Annotated in this window: 18 protein-coding genes; 12 read left to right on the forward strand and 6 right to left on the reverse strand. The window is 51.2% G+C overall.

The features are described from left to right. Positions 1 to 125: 125 nt before the first annotated feature. Both H6F91_RS22620 and H6F91_RS22625 read right to left on the reverse strand, forming a co-directional pair. Entirely contained in the window at positions 126 to 1,634 is a 1,509-nt protein-coding gene (locus tag H6F91_RS22620) for an AAA family ATPase (RefSeq protein ID WP_190771359.1), read from the reverse strand. A gap of 100 nt (positions 1,635 to 1,734) precedes the next feature. After that, positions 1,735 to 2,073, reverse strand: coding sequence for a hypothetical protein (locus tag H6F91_RS22625; RefSeq protein ID WP_190771360.1), 339 nt, complete (start codon positions 2,071 to 2,073; stop codon positions 1,735 to 1,737). Positions 2,074 to 2,104: 31 nt separating this feature from the next. On the opposite strand from H6F91_RS22625, the gene H6F91_RS22630 reads away from it, so the two are divergent. The 3 genes from H6F91_RS22630 (at position 2,105) to H6F91_RS28370 (ending at position 5,144) form a co-directional block, all read left to right on the forward strand. Next, a complete protein-coding gene (locus H6F91_RS22630) occupies positions 2,105 to 2,743 on the forward strand; it encodes a hypothetical protein (RefSeq protein WP_190771361.1) in 639 nt (212 codons plus the stop codon). A 196-nt stretch (positions 2,744 to 2,939) separates the two neighbouring features. Continuing rightward, entirely contained in the window at positions 2,940 to 4,622 is a 1,683-nt protein-coding gene (locus H6F91_RS22635; RefSeq protein ID WP_190771362.1) for a transglutaminase domain-containing protein, read from the forward strand. Between the two features lie 390 nt (positions 4,623 to 5,012). Then, positions 5,013 to 5,144 (forward strand): hypothetical protein, encoded by a 132-nt coding sequence (locus H6F91_RS28370; protein WP_277874448.1) that lies wholly within the window; start codon positions 5,013 to 5,015, stop codon positions 5,142 to 5,144. Between the two features lie 367 nt (positions 5,145 to 5,511). Here H6F91_RS28370 and H6F91_RS22645 read toward each other — a convergent pair whose 3' ends face one another. Beyond that, a complete protein-coding gene (locus H6F91_RS22645) occupies positions 5,512 to 5,760 on the reverse strand; it encodes a hypothetical protein (RefSeq protein WP_190789502.1) in 249 nt (82 codons plus the stop codon). 200 nt (positions 5,761 to 5,960) lie between these two features. On the opposite strand from H6F91_RS22645, the gene H6F91_RS22650 reads away from it, so the two are divergent. Continuing rightward, positions 5,961 to 8,237, forward strand: a complete 2,277-nt coding sequence (locus H6F91_RS22650) for an NACHT domain-containing protein (protein WP_190771364.1) — start codon at positions 5,961 to 5,963, stop codon at positions 8,235 to 8,237. A 73-nt stretch (positions 8,238 to 8,310) separates the two neighbouring features. Here the strand turns inward: H6F91_RS22650 and ilvN are convergent, their stop codons facing one another. After that, a complete protein-coding gene (gene ilvN / locus H6F91_RS22655; protein WP_190771365.1) occupies positions 8,311 to 8,829 on the reverse strand; it encodes an acetolactate synthase small subunit in 519 nt (172 codons plus the stop codon). Positions 8,830 to 9,671: 842 nt separating this feature from the next. On the opposite strand from ilvN, the gene H6F91_RS22660 reads away from it, so the two are divergent. The 8 genes from H6F91_RS22660 to H6F91_RS22695 all read left to right on the forward strand — a co-directional run bounded on the left by H6F91_RS22660 (position 9,672) and on the right by H6F91_RS22695 (position 19,024). After that, positions 9,672 to 11,993 (forward strand): putative PEP-binding protein, encoded by a 2,322-nt coding sequence (locus H6F91_RS22660; RefSeq protein WP_190771366.1) that lies wholly within the window; start codon positions 9,672 to 9,674, stop codon positions 11,991 to 11,993. Positions 11,994 to 12,234: 241 nt separating this feature from the next. After that, positions 12,235 to 13,185 (forward strand): aldo/keto reductase, encoded by a 951-nt coding sequence (locus H6F91_RS22665; protein ID WP_242035929.1) that lies wholly within the window; start codon positions 12,235 to 12,237, stop codon positions 13,183 to 13,185. An 82-nt stretch (positions 13,186 to 13,267) separates the two neighbouring features. Then, on the forward strand, positions 13,268 to 13,645 hold the full coding sequence (locus H6F91_RS22670) for a hypothetical protein (RefSeq protein ID WP_190771367.1): 378 nt from the start codon (positions 13,268 to 13,270) through the stop codon (positions 13,643 to 13,645). A gap of 295 nt (positions 13,646 to 13,940) precedes the next feature. Continuing rightward, on the forward strand, positions 13,941 to 15,002 hold the full coding sequence (gene rsgA / locus H6F91_RS22675) for a ribosome small subunit-dependent GTPase A (protein WP_190771368.1): 1,062 nt from the start codon (positions 13,941 to 13,943) through the stop codon (positions 15,000 to 15,002). Positions 15,003 to 15,226: 224 nt separating this feature from the next. Further along, entirely contained in the window at positions 15,227 to 16,408 is a 1,182-nt protein-coding gene (locus tag H6F91_RS22680) for an RtcB family protein (protein WP_190771369.1), read from the forward strand. Positions 16,409 to 16,529: 121 nt separating this feature from the next. After that, positions 16,530 to 17,051, forward strand: a complete 522-nt coding sequence (locus H6F91_RS22685; RefSeq protein WP_190771370.1) for a DUF6714 family protein — start codon at positions 16,530 to 16,532, stop codon at positions 17,049 to 17,051. Between the two features lie 17 nt (positions 17,052 to 17,068). Next, a complete protein-coding gene (locus tag H6F91_RS22690) occupies positions 17,069 to 17,551 on the forward strand; it encodes a cupin domain-containing protein (RefSeq protein ID WP_190771371.1) in 483 nt (160 codons plus the stop codon). Between the two features lie 507 nt (positions 17,552 to 18,058). Continuing rightward, a complete protein-coding gene (locus H6F91_RS22695) occupies positions 18,059 to 19,024 on the forward strand; it encodes a hypothetical protein (protein WP_190771372.1) in 966 nt (321 codons plus the stop codon). 177 nt (positions 19,025 to 19,201) lie between these two features. Here the strand turns inward: H6F91_RS22695 and H6F91_RS22700 are convergent, their stop codons facing one another. Together H6F91_RS22700 and H6F91_RS22705 are read right to left on the reverse strand one after the other, a co-directional pair. After that, positions 19,202 to 21,349, reverse strand: coding sequence for a pentapeptide repeat-containing protein (locus H6F91_RS22700; protein ID WP_190771373.1), 2,148 nt, complete (start codon positions 21,347 to 21,349; stop codon positions 19,202 to 19,204). A 1-nt stretch (position 21,350) separates the two neighbouring features. Further along, positions 21,351 to 22,349, reverse strand: a complete 999-nt coding sequence (locus tag H6F91_RS22705; RefSeq protein ID WP_190771375.1) for a zinc-dependent alcohol dehydrogenase family protein — start codon at positions 22,347 to 22,349, stop codon at positions 21,351 to 21,353. Between the last annotated feature and the right edge of the window lie 457 nt (positions 22,350 to 22,806).

Genomic DNA, 22,806 nt, shown 5'->3' on the forward strand with positions numbered 1-22,806 from the left:
CGTTTAGAGTTTGGGAGCGCCGCCTGTCAAACCTTTGGAGGGCAAACCGCAACGGCGTATTTTCTTAAACTGCTAGCGGCATCGCTAGCCTTTCCTTCCTGTTGGGAGCAGGATGGGAAAGTCTGTTAGAACTCCATGCGCTGATATTCAGCGACGGAGGCGGCGGCAGGTCTAGCGCGCTGTCTCGCCCAGTCGCGCAGAGCAGTAACCTGCTCGCTCATGGTCTTGGAAAGTGGCAAGGTGGACTTGATGGCGGCAATAATGTCCAGTTGGGTAAACTCCCGATCCTGGGCAAATGCTTCATACATTGCGGCAATCAACGCTTGCTCAATTTCCGCGCCCGAAAAACCTTCACAAATACCGACTAACTGATCCAGGTCAAAGCGGGTAATGTCACGCCGCCGCTTTGATAGGTGAATCTGGAAAATCTCCTTGCGTTCTTGATTATTAGGAAGATCCACAAAGAAGATTTCATCAAAGCGACCTTTCCGCAGGAACTCACTGGGCAGACGCTCCACCCGGTTAGCGGTGGCCATCACGAATACAGGGGAAGCCTTCTCTTGCATCCAGGTCAGGAAGGAACCGAAGATACGGCTGGAAGTACCGCCATCGGAATCGGCTGAACCTGTACTACCGGCAAAAGCCTTGTCGATTTCATCGATGAAGAGGATAGCAGGGGAAATGGATTCAGCCGTCTTGAGAGCATTCCGCAGGTTTGCTTCAGAACGACCCACCATTGAGCCGTCATACACCCGGCCCATATCCAACCGAATCAAGGGCAGACCCCACAGTCGGGAAGTAGTCTTTGCAATCAAGGACTTTCCACAACCGGGAACCCCTAGAATTAACATCCCTTTGGGTTGGGGTAAACCATATTCCCGTGCCCGCTCAGTGAAGGCGTTGGAACGCTGACGCAACCAGTGCTTCAGTTCTTCCAGACCACCCACAGAGTCGAGGGTTTCATCTTCTTCGATGTATTCGAGAATGCCGTTGCGACGAATCAGTTGTTTCTTTTCAGAAAGAACAATGTCTACTTCAGTTTCCGTCAGCTTGCTCGCTGTTACATGGGCCTTTCGATAGACTTTTTCGGCCTCATCGCGGGTCAAACCAAGCGCCGCTTTCAAAAGTTTCTCACGGGTTTCCGTGGTAATACGGCGAGAGCGCGTTTGCTCTAACTGCTGTGTCAAGACTTCGTTCAACTCACCCATATCAGGGAGAGGGAAATCAAGTACGACGACTTCTTTTTCCAGCTCAATGGGTACGTTTTGTACCGGAGACATAAGCAGGATAGTCTTTTGAGTATCCTTGAAGCTAGCGATCGCATCTCGCAACCATCGAGTCACCGCAGGAGAATCGATGAAGGGGTGCAAGTCCTTGAAGATAAAGATACCGGGTTCTCTTTGGCGAATGACCCACTCAACCGCGGCTTCTGGAGATACGGTATTGTGCTGGGTAACATTGCGAGGCTGGCCAAACTCAACGATGCCGTGGGTAACCGTCCAAATGTAGACTCGACGCTGGGGCTTCATTTGAGCGATCGTGGCGATCGCCTGTTCCGATCTTTCCTCCTCCGAAGTCACGAGGTAGATCAGGGGATATTGAGCTTGAATGAGTACATTGAGCTCTTCTTTCATAATCAACTGACCTACCACCTACTGGCGAGACGACGCAAACACTAACTACCAGGAAACCAAAGAAACCGAATAACTTTCGACCCCCTGGAGAAGGAGTTTTCTAGCAGGGGACTAACTCTTCTTCACCCTGCCAATCGGCATGGGAGACACTAACGGAAACTTCTTCCTCGTCTTCCAAGACAGCAACCTTCTCAGCTAAGGGCACTAATGCACCATCCCGAATAACATAAGAGTGACTGCAATCGGGGCAGGCATAGACACGATGTACATGCCCATGAGCGGTTTCGTATTCATCCACCACCTCGGAGTGAGTGAGATAAAACACAATGGCACGCTCAGCGAGGGCGGACATCGGTTCTGAATCAACCGCGGCTTTGATCTTGAGCTGGCGGTGCAATTCAGCGGGGAGATAGAGAGTAACCTTTTGCTTGTCTTGCATGATAGCGATTACACGTAATTGATACCCGGGTATGTTCGATCAGGATAGTAGCCCTCTCCAAGAGCTGTCAAGCCAGCATGACGGTTTACCGTCAATGTCGTTACATTTGTTCATAAAAGCAGCGTCAGGAAAGGGGTGGGGCGATCGCCTCTCTAGCGCTATTCGAAGCATAGGGTGCAAGGCTTCTAGCCGATTTGGATGGGTAGGTTTGATGCTGTTACTGGGAGCTTGCCAACCACTGTCCAACCTTGAGCGAGCTCAGTGGGAGACTTACCAGAATGAGCGTTATGACTTCGCCTTTCCCCACCCTGATAATTGGATTCCAAAACCGATTTTGGGCAACCGGGAGGGGCGGGAATTTCAAGCTCCTCAGCAGAACCAGGTCACCATCCAAGGATGGGCCAGCCAGGTTTCCGAGGTGCCATCCGTCTCTTCTCCGCAACCGGAGCATGGCATGTTTCCGAACTTCACCACCGAGCAGGGGTTGCAGGGACAGCTAGAGGTAAAGATTGGGAAAGACATGAGCAATATGCGGCTGACCCTGACCCAGAATGGCGTGATTTATTACTGGGAGGGGCGATCGCCCAGCGATGATTTTGATGACTACTTCAAATTTTTCTTCTATGTCGCCAAGCAGTATCAGGTGGGTGAATCCAACCGAACTCCTTAGCCTGCATTCTTGAAGCCCTTTCCACAAAGAGAGAAGCTCCAGTTACCTCAAAAACAAAATCATGCGTGGAATACATTTGCCTCTGAGTCTTTTTGTCTATGATGAGGCGAGAAACCGTTGGTTGTCCTGTCGGTAATTGGGGCGTGCTCCCGCTCCAGGCTCCGTTCTCCGGTCATTTCAGAGTGCTTGTCTCCCTATGCTGTTGGAATCCGCCCCTACTCCTCACTCACCTACCCCGGCGTCTGTGGTATCGGCCTTTGACCCCTATCACCGCTTCGTTCGCCCCATCGGAGCGCGCGCCCTGTATGGGTTGTGCATTTTGGCAGGGGATCTGTTGGCCGTAGACCCGGTTCAGGGCTATTTACTAAAGATCAATCCAAAGACAGATCAGGTCACTATTCTGAATTCGCACCACGGCGATCGCTTCCTCGACGTAGCGAGCCTGGCAGTTTCTGACGATACCCTCTGGTTCACTCAGGACAATGTCATTTACCGCTGCGCACTCAGTACCTTAGAGCCAGAAGAATTTGCTTCACTGCCTTACCCGGCAGATGGAATAGCCGTATGGCAATCAACCATCTATGTCAGCTGCCAGAAGTGCGGTTACATCTTGATTTTTGACGCGCGTTCCGGGGAGGAAATTACTCGTTTCCCGGCACCCGGTGTGGGTGAGGAGCGGTTAACCATCCGAGGGGAAGAATTGTGGGTATGCGATCGCACAGAGCAAAGTGTGTATTGCATGGATCGTGCCACTGGGGAAGTGCAGTTCAGCATCCTTACGCCATTTGTCGAGCCGACCGGGCTGGCCTTTCACCCAGAAGGCAACGTTCTCTACGTTTCCTACTCCAGCGAAGAACCGTATGTGCGGGATAACCCCAACAATCCGGATTATCCCTATGAGTTATCGGTGCGCGATCGCACCTTTATTCATCCACTGCACTATCACTACGACGCCGAGAAGCGCTGCACTCTCTCCAATGGGTTTCTCATCGAAATGACCTATGTGGAAGAGATTGCGCCATTGGAAGAAGTCGATATTCGAGGGCTGGAATGGCGGATTGCGCTACCCGCAGAAACAGATCGGCAGAAAGTACGATCGGTAGAACCGATTGGTTTGCCCTTTACTGAAGAAATTCACGAAGGACAGCGGGTTGCGGTGTTCTCATTTGAGACCTTGAAGACCGGCGATCGCTATCTATTTGGATGGAAGGCGTTACTGGAAGTGCGGGGTATCAAATACCAGTACACCTTCGACGACGTGTATGACGTACCAGCCTTGCCGCTGGAATTTCAGGGCCGTTATCTGGTGGATGATGATGAGCTGTCTATGGATAACCCGTTGATTCAGCAGGCCGCGCGGGAAGCGATTGGAACGGAGACGAATATTCTTCGTAAGATGCTGAAGATTCGTAATACCGTTTACGATCGCCTGTCCTACGGTCTGACCGTTCACATTGCGTCGCCGGATGTAGTGTGGCAACGGGGAATTGGCTCCTGTGGTGAGTATGTGGGCGTCTTGCTGGCGCTGGCGCGCCTGAATGGAATTGCCTGTCGGACGGTGGGGCGGTATAAGTGCCCTCCGTTTGGCGATCGCCATCACACACCCCTCGAACCCGACTACAACCACGTTTGGATTGAGTTTTACATTCCCGGTGTTGGTTGGTTGCCCATGGAATCGAATGTGGATGATGTCGTTGAGGGGGGCCCGTATCCTACGCGCTTCTTCATGGGCCTACCATGGTGGCATGCTGAGATGGCAAAGGGCATTAGCTTTGAGGCCCTTTCCACGCCCGATGATTCCCTGGAAGTTTCCATTGGAGATCTGTCAATCAATCACATTCGTTTTAACATTTTGGGAGAACTGCCACCCCTTGCTTAAACACTGCTTTTCCGAGAACCAGGCCTCCGGAAAAGCAGTCAATCTCGTAGGGCTTACGCATTCCTGTTGTGCATGATGTGCGAGGTACGCCACACACAGCAAGAATGCCTTACAGATGGGGGCCTCGCATACGGCGCTTTTCAAGCGCTTCAAACCTGGTTGTTTTTGTGGGAGCCACGCTCCGCGTGGCTCCCACAAAAACAACCGTGGCTGATTCAAGCGCAAAGCGCTGTAAGTCCTATCTGGATTAGAAAAGGGAGGGTCGCAGGTCCCAGGCGCGATCGTGAAAGAGGTAAACTCTTCCCCTCCCTAAAAGCACAGTCAGGAATTGCACCTGAATCTCCTCAAAAGAGGCGTGTTACGGTTACACCACAGGGCCAGGAAAAGGCATTGGAACGGGGGGCAATTCGTCGGAGTAGCGGCGATCGCTCCAATGCCACATTTTTGAAAGAACTACGGGTTGCTATGGATGATGTTGCTCATCCCAATTACAGCGCGAGAACCAACGATATCCAGAGTTGAGGAAAGGTGCTAGCTTGTAGACATAACCCAAGCAAGCTAACCGTTCCAGCACGTCTCAACCCTTTCTCGTAGTATTACCGTGCCTCGTTCAGTGTGGGCGTATTCAACGTTGATGTTCCGTTAGGTGATGGCGAAGAGGGAACCGTCACCCACAAAACGATCAGGGTCGCCACAATAATCAGAACTGTTGTTGCACCAGCAGACTCATCAGATCTACGAGGTTTTGAAGATTCAAAAACATTGCGCCGGAAACCACAGTTCAGGCACACATACGTGCCGCCATGTTGTACAACGGAGTTAATGCTGCACTTTGGGCAAGCGAGGTGGGGGTGATGTTGGCCTTCTGGGGGGGTTTGAACGCTAAAGGTCATGGAAAAGGCTCCTGATAGGGTTGAATGAATTCAGGGCAGGCAACCTCAAAGGTGTTTAACGAAAGCGCCCGGAATAACTCACGAGCATTTAACCGAGCGATCGCCTTGTGAGGGGCAGGTGTTACGGGTGAGCACCCCGATCTCAGCAGTAAGAGGACGGGAGTGGAATTCGCTTGATATATCCGTTCTACAAAGCCACTGTGGACGGAGTATGTTGCAGGTGTTGCTGCAACAAAAATTGACACACTTCTTAACAAGGTCTGCCTTATTTGGGGCTGGTTTAGTACGAGAGGGATTGGGTGTTTCACATCCGATCCCTCTCGTACTAAATGAACGAGTATAGGGCGATAGATTTAGCAGCATAGCTGAGTTTTATTACCTGCAATTTTTTAGAGGGTGAAATTCAGTAAACTAAGGGCTACAGCGTGCATCTTGACTAACGCCTATGCGTTTGCGTTTATCAGCTTCTGGGCTACAGCGGGCTCAAGAAGCCTACCGAAAGATATTCATTAGCCAAGTAGAACTAGCGAAAGAAGCACAAGTTGATAGAACTTCCGTTTACCGTTTTTTTAAGCAAGACATTCAAAACCTCGATACCTTTGACAAAATCTGTATCGCTTTAGGTTTGACTTGGCATGATGTAGGCGAAGAAGCGCTCTCTTCAAGCGGTTTTCATAACCCGTCCGGCCTAGAAATCACCGATGGCCTGGTGCAGCAAGTGCGAGAGAAAATCTGCGAGAAGATTCAGCACGACTGTGGGACGGTGCCATTGTGGGGTTACAATCCGGGCCGGCCGATGGCAGATATGTTTATCGACATTAATCTGACACCAAGCCCCCACGCGGTGGATGAGCATATTCTGGATGAGCATGCGATCGCCTTTGACGAGGACCCCGACACCTTTGGCCGCATCAGTTACCAAACTTCGGTGCAACCCATTTCTGGGCGAGCGGCCGTTCAAACGTTTAATCGCATGCTGGTGTATGGCAAACCCGGCTCTGGCAAAACTACCTATCTGCATTGGGTTGCCCTGCAATGTATTAATGGCAATTTATTTCCAGAATTAGTTCCCATCTTCATCCCCTTTGGTGAGTTCTTAGAGGAGGACTATAAGGTCAATCTGAAAGCGCATATTATCAAATACTTTGCGATAGCTCAGATTGAGCAAGCAGAAACCCGAACCGAGCGTTTGCTAGCGGAGGGGAGGCTACTTATTTTGTTCGACGGCTTTGATGAACTACCCGAGAATACCCGTCGCACCATCCAGGCTCAACTCCGGGAACTCATTTCTCAGTTTCGCCATTGCCATTTCATCATCAGTTGCCGCCCACCCTTACGCATTCACAATTTGATTGGCTTTGAAACATTAGAAATTGCAGAGTTTCGACAACCTCAGATTAAAGCTTTTGCCAAACGGTGGTTTGAATTGATTGCAAGCTATGACCAGAGCGATCGCTTTATGGAACGGCTCAAACGCCACCGCGCGATTTCTGAACTAGCCAAGACACCGTTGCTGTTACCCATGCTTTGCAATGTGTTTAACCGGGAGGGAGAATTTCCCATGAACCGGATCACACTGTATCGAAAAGGTTTCGATATTCTGTTTGAGGAATGGAATGAAGCGAGGTTTCGCCAATCGGATGCTCCCAATCCTTACAGCCAGCTTCCTACAAAAGCGAAAAAAGCACTGCTGAGCGTTATTGCAACAAACTTTTTTAAGCAGGGTAAAACATTGTTTTACCGCAACGAACTTGAACATACTGTGGAAAACTTTTTCCAGGATGTTCTTAGCATGGATACGTTGTCACTAGATCCAACGGATATCCTGGAAGCCATTGAGTTTCAACACGGCCTGGTTGTCCGCCGTGCTGCCAACTACTTTTCGTTTTCCCACCTTACTTTTCAGGAATACCTAACAGCGGTTTATCTCGTTTCAAAACAGGAACAAGCCACTGTTTATCCCTATATTTTGGATGATCGATGGAGATTCGTGATTGAAATTATTTCTGAATTGTTGCATGGGGATAGAGTCGATGATTTTTTAATGAACATGAAATACGAATTAGATAATTTACTGAAACCCTATGGAAAGCTTCAGGAATTTGTGGATTGGCTAAATCAGTTTGTTGGCCAGACATCCGAAGAATTTACCTCAAGCCAACCCTATAAAAACACGTTACTCAGAGCAATATATTTTGTTTTTTGTATTGAAGATGTAGGACGGATTTCAGGATTTACAAGCTTAAACCGACGTAAGGAATTAGAATTCCCGGACTATTATTCAGCTCCGAGCATGATTTCTAATCAACTGCTTGACATGCATAGCCTGCTATTTAGAATCTTCCATGCCAAAGCAACAGATCCTACACTCTTCTTCACTGCAATCAAAAAGATTCCTCGTCTCGTCAATTCTGTGGAGAGTTTGAAGCTGAAAGCCTCTGTAGAAGCCTGGTCTTTTCAAGTAGAGCAGCAACTGAGCAACTACCCCAACCAAACCGAATGGTGGCATGCTCGTCATGCGATGTGGAAAGATCGCGTGCGTCAGTTTTTAAGCCAACACTTTCAGGTGAAATGTGATTGGAATTTTTCGGACGATGAGAAGAACTTACTACGCCAATATTATGGTGGGACAAAATTGTTGGCAGAGTGCTTAAACCTATCTCACTCATCCAAAAGTACCTATCACCAAATTGCCAATAGCCTGTTAAGAAATGGGCTGTAAGTCATCTCGTTCCTCATGAAAAGCGTGCGGCACAAAGTGCCGCACGCTTTTCATGAAGGAGTATACCGAGTAATTAGACCTTTGCTTCCAACGATTTTAAGTATTCGGTATTGACACCCGACTCACGCACCAGGGCAATTTTACCGGTGCGGGCAATTTCACGGATGCCAAAGCGGCCAAGCTGTTGAACGATCGCCACCATCTTCCCTGGATCACCCACAACCTCCAGGGTGAGAGAATCATCTCCCACATCCACCACGCGAGCCCGGAAAATTTGGGACAGCTCAATGATCTCAGAGCGGGTAGAGCTGGTGGCATTGACCTTCAGCAGCATCAGTTCCCGCTCAACACAGGGTACTTCGGTAATGTCTTGTACCTTGAGAACATTGATCAATTTGTAGAGTTGCTTCGTTAATTGCTCAATGATGGCGTCGTCCCCAGGAACGACCATCGTGATGCGGGCAACCCCAGACTGTTCCGCAGGGCCAACAGCCAGGCTTTCGATATTGAAACCTCGACGAGCAAACAGACCGGCAATGCGCGTTAACACTCCGGCTTCATCTTCCACAAGGACTGAGATGGTATGTTTCATGGCATAGCAAGGGGAAAAATTTAAGCCGATGGACTATCAGCGCTCCACTCCGGCTTGAAGAGAATGGACTATTGATTTTATCTTGATTGGGGACACCGCTTCTAGATACACAAAATTGCTTTAGAAGCAGGAGCACCAGGCTTCGCCCATACCCTTGCTTACTGGGTAAGACGCAGGAAGGGAATCGGTTTGTCCCACACACCCCTTCTCTATGTCTTACCTAAATACAGCGCTTTGCGCTTGAATAAAATGCAGCTATTTTTGTGAGAGCCTCGCGGAGCGAGGCTCTCACAAAAATAACTTGTACCTCATAGGCTTGAAAAGTGCTGTAACCTGAGTTCGGGTTAAGGGCGTTTTCGAGTGCCGCGCAACACGCGGCACTCGAAAACGCTCATTTTGGCGTGCGCTTTGCGCACGCCAAAATGAGCACTTCAGCTTATCCCGAACTGAGGTTAAATAAATAAGAAATGCTGTAAGTTAGGCTACCCGCTCGAGGTAGCGCGACGTGCCCATCTATCCTGCACCTATTCAAAACAAGACCCAACTATTTTTATTGAGGAACAGCTCTTGTGCCACCTCTCAATAAAAATGAAAGGTACCTACTATAGGCGGGGCTTTACGGCTCCGGTATGCTTATCCCAGGGCTGTTTTAAGGATGCTGAGGATTTTGGATTAAATTGTGGCATGGCCGTCCTGATCTGTTTAGACGGATAAGATAGTTATCCCAAGAGTTGCAGTTTATTCATTTCATGTTTTTGCGATCGCTTTTCATAAAACCAGTCTGAAATACCCATAGCCCCTACTATTCGTTGATCCGCTCGCACCAGGGTTCCAGGATGGAGATGTCAGTCGAAATTTCAAAGTCATTTCGCTGGCTTGATCAGGTGCAGCCATCGGAACGCTTGTTGGTGGGAGATAAGGCCTATCACCTCAGCGTGTTGTTACAGCAGGGCTATCCTGTCATTCCTGGGCTTGTGGTTACGACTCCCGTCATGCGACGTTTCCTGGAAACGTTTAACTCGGTGGAGCCGATGTTGTCTGACCTCCCCAACTCGTCACTGCACCTGAATGTAGACAACCCCTACCAGTTGCAGGCGATCGCCCGCCGCATGCGCCATGCCATCCAGTCAACCACCCTATCGTCAGACTGGACAGCTCAACTCCTGGCCGCTGTGCAACCGTGGGGAGCCTCGGCCCTTATCGTGCGCCCTTCCCTTGCCCTTAATTTGCGCGGTGACCCAGGTCTGAGCCAGCGGGTACGGGGGCTATTGGCAAGTCAGGCCTGCTGGGTTACAGAGGCCGAACTCGCTCGTGCCTTGCAGGCCGTGTGGGCTGAGCTGTTCCACGCCCGCAGCTTATTTTATTGGGCGCGATCGCGCATTCCTCTGCAGCATCTGCATCTGGGCGTCCTGATTCAACCTCTGTGGTCAGCGGATATAGCCGGGGAAATGCATGTTGATGAAACGACTGTTCAAATTCAGTCAGTCCAGGGATTGGGCCACGGGTTAGTCAGGGGGGATGTGCTTCCAGATCAATACACTCTGGATTTACAGTCTGAGATGAAAACAACGGTCGAGATCCGCCCCAAAACCTATGCCTACTACTTGCACCCCGTAGGAAGCTCGGGCATAGAGCCATCTCCGCTGAAGTTAGAGCTGATGCCTTCCCCCTCGGTACAGCCGACCCTTAACACGGATCAGCTTCGGCAGCTTCAGGAGTTAGGGTTTCGCGCCAAGCAGACCCTGGGTTACGCCCTGGATATGGAATGGTGCCATAGCACTTCACCCCAGGGAACTCCAGGTTTCTGGCTAACCCAGGTCAACCTGCGCCAGGGTAGAACCCTGGTTTCTCAAGAAGAACCTACCCCACTCGAAGAATCGGTGCTCATTGCGCTGCGCAAGCAAACCCTACAGCACTGGGTTGGAGTCGGAGCAGCAACCGGGCGAGTTCTCAAGCCTGTGCTGGTGATGCAGGGGTTGCCTCCACAGCCCGACATGATGCGTGATCATATTCTGGTAGTACGTGCTATTAATCCCGAGTGGTTACCCGCCCTGCAACGGGCTGCTGGTCTGATTACCGAACAGGGCGGTGTCACGAGCCATGGGGCCATTCTGGCCCGAGAATTAGGAATTCCGGCTGTGGTCGGGGCTGTGGGGATCATGGAAGATCTGAGATCAGGAGACATGGTGCTCCTGGACGGCGATCGCGGCACTATTGCACGGCTCGCGGCGACTGCTTCTCAGTTCCTCTCAACGTCGTTACCTTCAGGGCCTGTCAAATCTCAGTCGACCACCACTCAACTCATGGTGAGCCTGAGTCAGTCAGAGCGGCTAGCGGCGATCGCTCAACTTCCCCTGGATGGACTGGGACTGCTGCGCTCTGAACATTTGATGATGCGCTTGCTGGAGGGCCAAACCCTGGAACAAGCCCTGGCCAATCCAGACGCATTCGTAGAACGGCTCGCGCAGGAAATTCGCCCCTTTCTGGAAGCCTTCGCCCTGCGGCCAGTGTTTTACCGTTCAGCCGATTTGCGATCGCACGAGTATCCTTCCGTGCACCCGCCATCCTCCCAACAAAACTCTCTCCTGGGATGGCATGGTCCCCTGGGTTATTTGCAAAACCCGACCCTCTTTCAGGCCGAGTTACGCGCACTTCAACAGCTCCAACAGGAGGGCTACACCAATGTGCGATTGCTACTGCCCTTCGTCCGTACGGTAGAGGAGTTCCGTACCTGCTTCACCTGGATCAAGGAGACACGCCTCTGTCATAATCCAGCCTTTCAGGTCTGGATCATGGCAGAGGTGCCAGCGGTCCTGTTCCAACTACCAGAATTCGTACGGGCCGGAGTTCAGGGCATCTCTATTGGAACTAACGATCTGACTCAACTTTTGCTGGCGATCGATCGCGACCAGGCCGATCTAGCCGACACCTATACCGCTGCCCATCCCTCAGTCATGCGAGCGATGCATTATCTTGTGGATACGGCAAAATCCCTAGGGATTCCCTGCATGGTCTGCGGCGAAGCTCCTGCCCACTACCCTGAAATCATTCCAGAACTGGTGCAGTGGGGCATTACAGGGCTGTCAGTATCGCCGGATGCTGTGGAGTGGGTGGGACGGGCGATCGCCCAGGCCGAACAACAGCTGATCCTGGATGCCACCTGAAGATGTGCGCACTCAATCACATCTAATAGCCTTTGTCGGGTTAGCTAGAACATTAGAGGCTATTGGCAATACCTTCAATAGCCTCTAGTGTTCCAGCTAACCGAGCGATAGCAATAACATTAGGGTGTCCTGCAAAGCAAAATCCCCCTCTAATTGCAGAAAACAGGACACCAACCCTTTCGATACATTGATGAGATACTTTCGCCAGGATATTTGTCCCGACGCTGCCTCAAGGAGATTTATGAAGACAGTGACGCTTAACGATGGGAACACGATGCCTGCACTCGGCCTCGGCACCTGGAAGTCACGGGAAGGAGACGCCTATCGAGCGGTCAAAGAAGCTCTCCGGGTTGGCTACCGCCACATCGATGGAGCCTGGATTTACCAGAACGAGGAAGAGGTCGGACGCGGCATCCGAGAGTCGATCCAGGAGGGAGTGGTAGAACGGGGCGACATCTTCCTGACCTCGAAACTATGGAATAGTTTTCATGCACCTGAGTCTGTGGAGGCCGGCTGCCGGGAAACATTAAATGCGCTGGGATTAGAGTATTTGGATCTGTATCTGATGCATTGGCCTGTAGCTTTTCGGTCTGGGAAGAAAATGCCGCAAGGCCCCGACGATTTTTGGCCGCTGTCTGAAATGCCCGTCGCAAAAACCTTTGAAGCCATGGTCAAGCTTCGGGACCAGGGCCTTGTGAAAAGTGTTGGCGTTTCTAACTTTGGCGTCAGCCGGTTGGAGCAACTGATCTCCGAAAGTGGCCATACTCCAGCCGTGAACCAGGTGGAACTGCACCCCTACAATCCCCAAAATGAATTGCTGGCTTATTGTCAGGAAAAGGGTATCTACCTCACTGCCTACTCGCCTCTGGGTTCATCCGATCGCCCCGCTAGCATGAAGGCCAGTGACGAACCCCCACTGCTCGACAACCCTATCGTGAAAGACATCGCGGCTGAAGAGGGGATTACACCCGGCCAGTTGCTCATTGCCTGGGCCATCGATCGAGGCACCAGTGTGATTCCCAAATCTGTCAACCCAAGCCGGATTGCCGAAAACTTTGCGATCGCCTCCCACACCCTCTCTTCCAAAGCTCGAGCGGCTCTAGACGGCATTGACACACGCTTCCGCTACGTTGAGCCGAAGGACTGGTTTTTCCCCGGCATCACCTATACCGGCGAAAGTTTCTGGGCCTGACCTGTTGGAGGGGTACAACGTGCCCCTTCCAACAAACAACCTCAACGCATAGCAAACTGAAAGCATTTTCCCCAGGTACGTCATGGCAGACCTCACTGGAAGCTGGCTTGGAACCTACTGGCAGGATGGCGAACCGACACGCTTTGAAATGACGCTGGTTCAGGCCCAAAACACGCTCAGCGGTAGCATCCTGGATGACAGTTATTTGGGAGAAGCGATGCTGAATGGAGAGGCGATCGGGCGCAGTGTTTCTTTTACGAAGACCTATGTCACCAGTTCGCCCTACGCCATTGCTTATAGGGGCACCGTCTCTGAGGATGAGAACCTGATACAGGGCACCTGGCTTATCACAACCAGGTTGAGTGGCAAATGGGAAGCCCGCCGGAGCGGGGATGACCTGATGGCCGAACTCAAACGCCTGCAAACGCAGCAACTTCCCGTAGAAATGGGATTTCGCTAAACAGATGGTTCTGCTTCAAAGCTCTGTGATGAGGACGTTTGATCGAACGTCCTCATCACAGAGCTTTGAAGCAGATCAAGATAACATTACCTGATCGGGTGTTGACACTCTCAGAGGACGTGTAGTATCAATGTAGTATAAGCCTTGAAATTAAGGAGGATCTATGGCTGAGTCGGTTCTACCTTGCGAATTCAATCCGCTCACATCTGTGAGTTTGCAGAGGAACTGATTGCCGTCATCCGGCTCCTTTCCTCTGCGAACCCCGACTTAACTTATTCGCAGAGGATACATTTCAATGTCTCTAAAGTCTTTAGGTTGGGATGAGTTTTTCTCCCAGCGTTACGTTGCCTTTCAATCAGAGGGGTGGCGACCTGCCCGTGTGATGCAGGCCCATCGAGGTCTTTATCAGGTGCAGGGGGAACAGCATAGCCTCATGGCTGAGATCTCGGGCCGCTTTCGGCATCAAACCGTTGATGCCCAGGATTTCCCTGCAGTAGGGGATTGGGTGCTGATCGAGGGTGAGGCTGAAGCACTGATTCATCACGTCCTGCCACGGAAAAGCACTTTTTCTCGGATGGCAGCAGGCTCCCGGCTTGAGGAACAGGTCGTAGCGGCCAATGTGGACACGGTTTTCCTCGTCTCGGGTCTGGATCACGACTTCAATCCCCGACGGATTGAGCGCTACTTGCTCCTCGCCTGGGAAAGTGGAGCCAATCCTGTCATTGTGCTGAATAAGGCGGATCAGTGCGATCGCCTCTCCTCTTGCATTGCCGAAGCAGAAGCCGTTGCCCCTGGGGTGCCCATTCACCCCATTAGCGCCCAATGGAATGAAGGATTGGATGCCCTCCATTCCTACCTGCAACCGGGAAAAACCGTTGCTCTGTTAGGCTCGTCGGGCGTCGGAAAATCCACCCTGACAAACCAGTTGTTAGGGGAAGCCATGCAGGCCACCCAAGCCGTACGTTCAGGCGACAGCCGGGGACGGCATACGACAACAGGGCGATCGCTCTTCCAACTCTCCTCGGGTGCACTTCTATTAGACACACCGGGGATGCGCGAGCTGCAACTCTGGGGCAGCGAGGACAGCCTCAGCCACACCTTCGAAGATGTCGAAGCGTTGGCAGAAGATTGTCGCTTTCGAGACTGCACCCATCAGGGAGAACCGGGATGTGCCGTGGAAACAGCGATCGCAGAGGGGACTCTCGATCCAGAACGTTTCGCCAGTTACCAGAAGCTCCAACGCGAGCTGCAACACTTGGCTCGCAAACAGGATATGTCGGCGCAACTGGCGGAAAAGAAACGTTGGAAGCAAATTCACAAAAATATGCGGAGCCAGTTGAAGGCACGCGATCGTTAACCCCTGATGGGCTTCCCTTCTTCAAGCGGGTGGGGGGTGAAAGTGAGGGGCGATCGCTGAATCCCTCATCGGAAATCCCCCTTCCCCTTTCTCAAAAGGAAGGGCCAGTTATAGCCAATTGACCCTTGGCAAAAGCAGGTTTTCTACCCTCGCAGTCCTTTTAGGAGGTTGAGGGGGATCTCCAGCCTCTATCCATTCATTCTTCTAATTCAAGGAAAAGTCTTATGCCCTACGATAAGCTGCCGCTAAAGACTCAGGCACCCGTACTCTCCTGGGCTAACCACGACCTCGGGCCTGACGAGACTAAAATGGCCAAGAATGTGGCCTCTCTTCCCTTCGTATTTAAGCACGTAGCCTTGATGCCCGACGTCCATCTAGGCAAGGGTGCTCTGGTGGGTTCTGTAGTGGCCACCAAAGATGCCATTATCCCCGCTGCCGTTGGGGTCGACATCGGGTGCGGCATGTGCGCTGTACAAACTCCTTTCACCGCTAACCAGTTAGACGGCAAGCTGAAGCAGATTCGTCTGGATATTGAAGCAGCCATTCCCACAGGTTTCAACGAAAACAAGGAGGTGAGCAAGCAGGTTTACAACTGGCAGGGTTGGAACCAGTTCAAAAATCTGCACGCCGGGGTGCAACACCTGGAAACGAAGGCTCTCCGGCAAATGGGCTCTCTAGGGGGCGGCAACCATTTCATTGAAGTATGCCTGGACGCCCAGGAGCAGGTATGGCTGATGCTACATTCTGGCTCCCGCAACATCGGCAACATGCTGGCCCAGCGGCACATGAATACGGCTAAGGAGCTGGCTAAGTTGACCGACACCAAGCTGCCCGACCCAGACCTGGCTCATTTTGTGAAGGGTACTCCTGAGTTCGCCGCCTACTGGCGCGACTTACAGTGGGCGCAGAACTATGCCCGCTATAACCGGGATGTGATGATGGAGCGGTTCCGCCGCATTATCGAGAAGCACCTGGCTGGAGGCAAGCCTACCCAATCTAAGTTGCAGGTAAACTGCCACCACAACTATGCCGAGCAGGAAATCCATTACGGCGAGGAGGTATACGTCACCCGCAAGGGGGCTGTGCGCGCCCGCCAGGAAGACTATGGCATTATCCCTGGTTCCATGGGAGCGAAGTCCTTTATTGTGAAGGGTAAGGGGTCGGCTGAGAGCTACTGTTCTTGCTCTCACGGTGCAGGGCGGTTGATGTCTCGCAACAAGGCAAAGAATGCTTTTACCCTGGATGACCTGATTCAACAAACCCAGGGCGTTGAGTGCCGTAAAGACCCTGGTGTGCTGGATGAAATTCCTGCAGCCTATAAGCCTATCGATCAGGTTATGACGAACCAGTCTGACCTGGTTGAAGTAGTAGCAACCTTAAAGCAAGTTGTCTGTGTCAAGGGCTAGCACTCCATCCGGTTGAATAATCATGATCGGGTTATTCAACCGGAATTAACAGGCTAAGCCATTCAACTCAACAGCTCACCCTTATCGTTAGGCACTTCGTTGAGAAACACCGTCTTTAACCATGTGTGATGCGCTCATTACCAAAATTAAACAGGCTTTCGCCAACGTGAACTATCCTGGCGATGAGAATCTTACACATAGTACCTACGGCGATGAACCCGCAGCTCTCGTAACCGAGTTCTGTGGAAAAACCGATTGGCAGAAGCTGGATGCTAAATTTCTTGACCAAGCTCCTGATGGTTGGGGAAGTGCTCTGTCCTTCTTCTCTAATGATGCACTTCGGTTTTATCTTCCCGCTTACATGATTGCTGATATTCGCGGTCAATTGATGTGCTCCGATCCATCAATTCGCTTGTGTTTGAGCTTGACACCGATGGTGGAGAAAAAGAAGATTGCCAAGATCTGGGGCGGTGGCACGATGGGAGAACGCGCCCGCGAAGAATTTGACCGCTATGATGCTCAACAAGTATCCGCTATTGTTGAGTATCTTTGGTGGAAGCTCGAATCTGGTGACGACTATGACCTCGTGATTGAGCAAGCCATGGAGAATTATTGGTTGAACCGTGAGATGGGTAGTTACTGACGAGGATATCGTTTTTTATGGATAAGTACATTCTTAAAAAAGAGGAAATCGAGAACTACGCAGGGATTGAGAAAACACATTTTCTCAATGAAAATGCCCGTCGGCTTAATAAGTCATTGGGGGATTTGACCGGCTTAACGGGCATTGGTTTTCATATCATTGAGGTTCAGCCAGGTTGCGAATCGACAGAGTTGCATCGGCATTATCACGAAGATGAATGTGTTTATATTCTTGAAGGTGAAGCAGAAGCCACTATTGGCGATCAAAAATACGCTGTAAAAGCAGGAGATTTTATTGGCTACCGTGCTGGCGGAGAGGCTCACTGTCTCAGAAATAACGGTGACACTGTCCTCAAATGCATTGTTGTAGGGCAACGCCTGGAACACGATGTCGGAGATTATCCAAACCAGAAAAAACGTATTTATCGCAACAAAGGGCTAACGTGGAACCTGGTAGATATTGAGAACATCAGCGAACCTGCGGCTGGTAAAAAGATTTAGTATTACTCCCAAGGAACTCACAATCTCTTTTGTATAGGAACGAGTGGAGGGCGATCGCCCTCCACTCGCTCCTAAAAAACACCTATTTCTTTCACTTCTCCCAGGGTGAAACCGTTTCACGGTTTCACCCTGGGAGAAGTGTGTATCTTGCACCGCTCTAAAACCAAGGTTGAGTCAAGCGCAAAGGGCTGCATAAGAACGGGGCATGAGGAGCGATCGCAACACCCAACAATTCACAGCCTTCAAATGAAACTATGCCAGAGCATGTTACTGATACATTGCTTTGCAGAAAATTGGGATAGTAGTTTTCGCGTATATCTCCCGATATGTCAGCCGCAAAAATACGCATAAACCACAGGCCAGAGATAATAATCTCTCATGAATCTATATCAACTGATTTAGTCGTTCTATATTCATCAGAACTTCACAGGCTCAGCGAACTGGACTATCGACGACCTAATGGGTAAGGGATAGCTTAGACGCATCCGTCTCTTGGCTGAATTCATCATGGTAATTACGCACCAGGCTGAATCCCACATCGGGAAGGTGGCAAAACTTGCCACTAAGGTTGTGAACACCGTCCGAGAAAACCAGGTTTGCCTGACTGAAGATCCAAGTTTTTACTGGATGAGGACTCTAGCTCGATTTCAGCGAGTCCGAGAGTGGGCGACCTCAACTCCGGAGAGTAATGCTCAGGCCTCTACGCTGCTCCCCTCCGATTGCCTTTTCATCAAAAATTCCTTTGACCGCGTTAGCCAAATTTTGGAGCAGGATGGCTACTACCAGGGTTTGCAACTCTCCTCTAAAACTCTTGCTGCCTTTTTGAAGTTTGCAGAAACAACGCCCTGCTACGCCAACCGAAATCCTGACTTAAAGTTTCTCTTGCATGAACGCTCTGCTCTAGAAGCGAAGTTAGGACGGCCCATTTTATTGGGTAGTTACTTCGATGCCCATGAAGCCTTCCAGCCGTTTCAGGCATTGAAGACAGACCCCTTGTTGTTGGCGATCGCATCTACCTACCTGGGTCGAGAACCCCAATACCATCGAGGCGAGATCGCCTGGAGTTTCCCAGCACCCGCCAGTGAAGCTGAAAAGCTAGCTGCAGCCCAAGTTTTGCACTGCGACATTAACGATTACAAAACCATCAAATTCTTCTTCTACCTGACGGATGTGGATGCCGAGAGCGGCCCCCATGTCTATCTCAGAGGCACCCATCGAAATCGCAAGTTGCATCACCAGTTCATGGGTCAACGGTGCGCTAGTATCCCCGACGAAACGTTGATCGAAACCTACGGTGCAGACTCTGTTGAAACGGTGTGTGGTCCTGCCGGGTTTGGGTTTGCCGGCGATCCTTACACTTTCCACAAAGGGACAACCCCAACTCGCCATCCCCGGCTCTTGCTGCAGATGGAATTTGGGATCAATCAGTATAAGATGTGGCATTTTGACACCAACCACACCAAGCAGAATTGAGTAGGCGTCCTGCATAAATCAGTTTTTGAGGACGTAATTGTTGCTCGGCTTTGCCGAGCAACAATTTATGCAGGAAGTCTAATCTCGCTAGGTGGCCTGAGAGACTAGACCGTCCGTGATACGGGCGGTCCAGCTCAGGTCTTATGTTGAATTGAGTTGAGCAACCGACCAGGGTTCTTATTTAAAATAAATCAACAAGTTCACGCCTGGAATGGTACGCGAAAGCGTCCACAACAGTAATGCAATATAGAGCAATCCTAATGTCCACTGGTACCACATCAGTGTTGTGATAATCCCCGGCAGATGCTCATCCCGCAGACGAATATCATTGAAGCCAAAGCGGAGCAAATTATTCAAACTGAGATCAAGATAGTTGAGCCAATTCCAACGACGATCCCACAGGATTGGAGCGAAGCGTTCACGAAACATCGGGTAGCGAGGAATAATTGGCAGGCGATTAATCAGAATACGCAGTTGGCGGAGACTGGCATCCTCCACAAAGTAGCTGGTGTCGAGTAGATCATGATAGCGGCCCTGCTGGTAAAGCCGCGCTATTAACAACACCGGGACGGGCACTGAAAACAGACCTAAACAGAGCAGCGTCAGCCACGGATACTCGGCATTGCGGAAAATGGCATAGAGGCCGAACAGAGTGAGTACGCCGCTACTTCCCAACATCCAGGCTGCCTCTTCCCAGGTAGGCGCGATCGCTTTAGGGCGCAGGCGACGAAACCGATCAATCAACCAGAACACCAGACTGTAGAAGGCGATCGCCACCACTCCCACGCCAAACACCAGTTGCCCGTTCGTTCCAAAGGCTGTGAGCAGCAGCACACTACTCAGCAACAACCAGCGAAAGGCCATGCCCAACCAGGCAGGACCTGCACGGTGAACCGTGGCAACAATGCGATCGCGCACCTTCACATAGGTTGCCAGGTCAAACCCCTCTAGCTTTAGCACGTCTGTCGTGCTGCGAAATCGTTGCTGAAGGCGATATTCGACAATCCGGGTAGCCTGATCTGCGGTAAAGCCCACTCGTTGCAATTCCGATTCAGATGCCGTGTTCAGATTGACACCCGACAACTCCCGCTGAATTTGCTGGAGCCTTAACTTCTGGGATAAATAACTAATTCGATTCGCATCCGGAATCTGTTCTAAAGAACGAAAGTTGCGAACTAAATTCCGCAGCAACGTCTCATTACCCAAAAGCGTTGGCACTGAAATGACGTTTCCAATCTGGCCACTATTACCCAAAATGGTTCCCGTGTCGGGGCTGAATTGCATTCCGGCTACATTCAGATAAGCTCCTGGGGCAAAGCTGGCATCTCCAAAATCTGCCTGGCTTAATATCGCAGCCCCCCGCAAGTTCACGGGTTGCCCAAACTGCACCTCGCGAAAACTGACAGGCTGATTAAAATTAGCCTCCGACAAAAAGAGTGCCTTGCTAAATTGGCTGCGATCGAAGTCGGCCATGCCCTGCCAGGTCGTCTGAGCAAAATCTGCATTACCCTCCCACTGGATACGGGTCAGATTCACATTGCGCTGAAACAACGCTTTATTGAAGTTGGTCGTATCCTGAAACTCGCTGCCCTGGAATGTTACGTCCTCCTGAAAGCGGGCCTGACTAAAGCTGGTGCGTTCAAAGAAAATAGCGTTGCGAAACCGGGCAGTTTGGCGGAACAATGCCCCTGACAGAACAGCCGGTTGACTAAAGCGGGTTTCAGACCAATCCACCCCCTGCACAAAATCGACTCCGATCGCCTCTAACCCCTGTAAGAAAAAGGTGTTAGCAAAGTTAGCAGCCCCCTCAAAGCGAGCCTGGGTAAGACGCACAATCCCCCGTAACACCGTGATCTGAAGTTGGGGTGCCTGCGTTTGTGTCAGGAGCGATCGCGACAACTGACTGAGTTGAGCAATTCGACGGCGATCGCGCTTCAACTGCGCCTGCTCAGCATCGGTATAAGTAGCCGACAAATCCTCCCCCAATAAGGATTTAAGCCCCAACTTGCTGATACTAAAATCCCCTTGAATGAGCGAGTAACTGAGATCGATACCGAGGGGATCTGGGGAACGGGCGAGGCGATCGCGCAATAACCGATAAAAGTCATCCCGAAACGCTCCATTCTCAGACCGCAAATCAATGACGGTACGACGTAAGTCCACCACCGATTGCCCTTCCACCTGGAGTGGTTTCCGCAACCGTTGCTGCAGCACCTCCAGGGTGAGGGGGACACGATCGGGTTGGGCGATCGCCCCCCACGCCGGAGTTGGCAACCCTAACAAACTCAACACCAACAGGAAAACAAGAACCAGCCGTCGCGCCATACTATTCCATGACCAAAGCCAACTTGCCCAAAAATCCCCCCTGCTCTAAAAGTTTATGGGCTTCTGCTGCCTGCTCTAAGGGAAAGGTCTGAGCCAGGTGAATTTTCAAATCACCGCTATCAATGCGGCGAGCACATTGTCGCAGAATTTCGGTTTGCGCTTCTTGAGCCGACTTCAAACCTTGCAACAGAGGTGTCAGCATGAGTTCAAAGCTGAAACGGAGGTTGCGATCGCGCGCCACTTTCCAGGTCGTCTCCGCATCTGGAGCCAGAATTGTCACCACGTCACCATAAATCTTAGTAGCCGCAAAGCACTGGGAGAGTACCGTCCCCCCGACTGTATCAAGGGCCAAGTCTACCCCCTTGCCTTCCGTCCAATCCAGTACCGTCTGCACAGGATCTACCTCGGCGTAGCGAATGACCAGGTCGGCTCCCAGGTTGTGTGCCATCGTTGCCTTTTCAAGGCTGCTCACTGTTGCGCACACCCGAGCCCCATGCTGCTTCGCCAGTTGGATTGCCACATGGCCCACACCACCCGCTCCGGCCTGTACCAATACCGTTTGCCCAGACTGTAAACGGCCTCGATCAAACAACGCTTCCCAGGCTGTAATCGCCACCAAAGGCACCGCCGCGGCTTCCGCAAAACTCAGAGTAGCAGGCTTAGGGGCCAGAAATGCCTCATCTACCACGGCATACTCAGCGTAGGTGCCGGGATGCGCGCCCAAGCCCCCATTGCAGAAGTACACCTCATCACCAACGTGAAACTGTCGGACATCTGGCCCAACGGCCTCCACAACTCCGGCCCCATCCAGCCCTAATACAGCAGGCATTCGATCAGGAAAGAAGGTACCTCGCTGGCGCAACTTTGTATCAATGGGATTGATGCCAGCAGCCTTTAACTTGACGAGCACATCAGTACTGGACTGAAGCTCAGGTTCAGGGTACTCCTGATAGACCAGAACAGAAGGATCACCTGCGGCAGTCATGACGGTTGCTTTCATGGTAGATGAAGGGGCGATCGCCCTCAGCAATAAATCCACCCGCCCATTCTATACGCATCACCCTGGGTGTCAGGAACGAGAAGAACAAATGCAAAGCCCTCATTCTCTTTCGGCATCTGCTTCTATTTCAACCCGAATTCGGGATCAGCCAAAGTCCCCTTTTTGCGTTCGCGTTGTGCACGCAAAAAGGGGACTTCGGTTGAACTGAGGTTATTTCAAATTAACGATTCTCAATCATGCTCTCTCTTACGTTAGTTCGGACAGTTTTTCTGAAACCCTTGATTTTGCGTGCGCTAAGCGCACGCAAAATCAAGGGTTTCAGAAAAACTGTTCAGAGTATTGTCCAGCCCTCTAAAGGTCATTTGAGAGCTTCTTAATATTTTCTATCATCCCTGTTATCACTGGCTTTCAGGCTTCTATTCTAAAAGCTGAACGTTTAACACCCACGTTTGAGCCA

It is taken from the genome of Leptolyngbya sp. FACHB-8 (assembly GCF_014695575.1).
Classification (GTDB): Bacteria; Cyanobacteriota; Cyanobacteriia; order Elainellales; family Elainellaceae; genus Vacuolonema.

What these genes read in the sequence shown, in the direction of transcription:
- H6F91_RS22620 (WP_190771359.1), bottom strand. Translation starts at nt 1,634, where the DNA reads ATGAAAGAAGAGCTCAATGTACTCATTCAAGCTCAATATCCCCTGATC.
- H6F91_RS22625 (WP_190771360.1), bottom strand. Translation starts at nt 2,073, where the DNA reads ATGCAAGACAAGCAAAAGGTTACTCTCTATCTCCCCGCTGAATTGCAC.
- H6F91_RS22630 (WP_190771361.1), top strand. Translation starts at nt 2,105, where the DNA reads ATGTTCGATCAGGATAGTAGCCCTCTCCAAGAGCTGTCAAGCCAGCAT.
- H6F91_RS22635 (WP_190771362.1), top strand. Translation starts at nt 2,940, where the DNA reads ATGCTGTTGGAATCCGCCCCTACTCCTCACTCACCTACCCCGGCGTCT.
- H6F91_RS22650 (WP_190771364.1), top strand. Translation starts at nt 5,961, where the DNA reads ATGCGTTTGCGTTTATCAGCTTCTGGGCTACAGCGGGCTCAAGAAGCC.
- ilvN (WP_190771365.1), bottom strand. Translation starts at nt 8,829, where the DNA reads ATGAAACATACCATCTCAGTCCTTGTGGAAGATGAAGCCGGAGTGTTA.
- H6F91_RS22660 (WP_190771366.1), top strand. Translation starts at nt 9,672, where the DNA reads ATGTCAGTCGAAATTTCAAAGTCATTTCGCTGGCTTGATCAGGTGCAG.
- H6F91_RS22665 (WP_242035929.1), top strand. Translation starts at nt 12,235, where the DNA reads ATGAAGACAGTGACGCTTAACGATGGGAACACGATGCCTGCACTCGGC.
- H6F91_RS22670 (WP_190771367.1), top strand. Translation starts at nt 13,268, where the DNA reads ATGGCAGACCTCACTGGAAGCTGGCTTGGAACCTACTGGCAGGATGGC.
- rsgA (WP_190771368.1), top strand. Translation starts at nt 13,941, where the DNA reads ATGTCTCTAAAGTCTTTAGGTTGGGATGAGTTTTTCTCCCAGCGTTAC.
- H6F91_RS22680 (WP_190771369.1), top strand. Translation starts at nt 15,227, where the DNA reads ATGCCCTACGATAAGCTGCCGCTAAAGACTCAGGCACCCGTACTCTCC.
- H6F91_RS22685 (WP_190771370.1), top strand. Translation starts at nt 16,530, where the DNA reads ATGTGTGATGCGCTCATTACCAAAATTAAACAGGCTTTCGCCAACGTG.
- H6F91_RS22690 (WP_190771371.1), top strand. Translation starts at nt 17,069, where the DNA reads ATGGATAAGTACATTCTTAAAAAAGAGGAAATCGAGAACTACGCAGGG.
- H6F91_RS22695 (WP_190771372.1), top strand. Translation starts at nt 18,059, where the DNA reads ATGGTAATTACGCACCAGGCTGAATCCCACATCGGGAAGGTGGCAAAA.
- H6F91_RS22700 (WP_190771373.1), bottom strand. Translation starts at nt 21,349, where the DNA reads ATGGCGCGACGGCTGGTTCTTGTTTTCCTGTTGGTGTTGAGTTTGTTA.
- H6F91_RS22705 (WP_190771375.1), bottom strand. Translation starts at nt 22,349, where the DNA reads ATGAAAGCAACCGTCATGACTGCCGCAGGTGATCCTTCTGTTCTGGTC.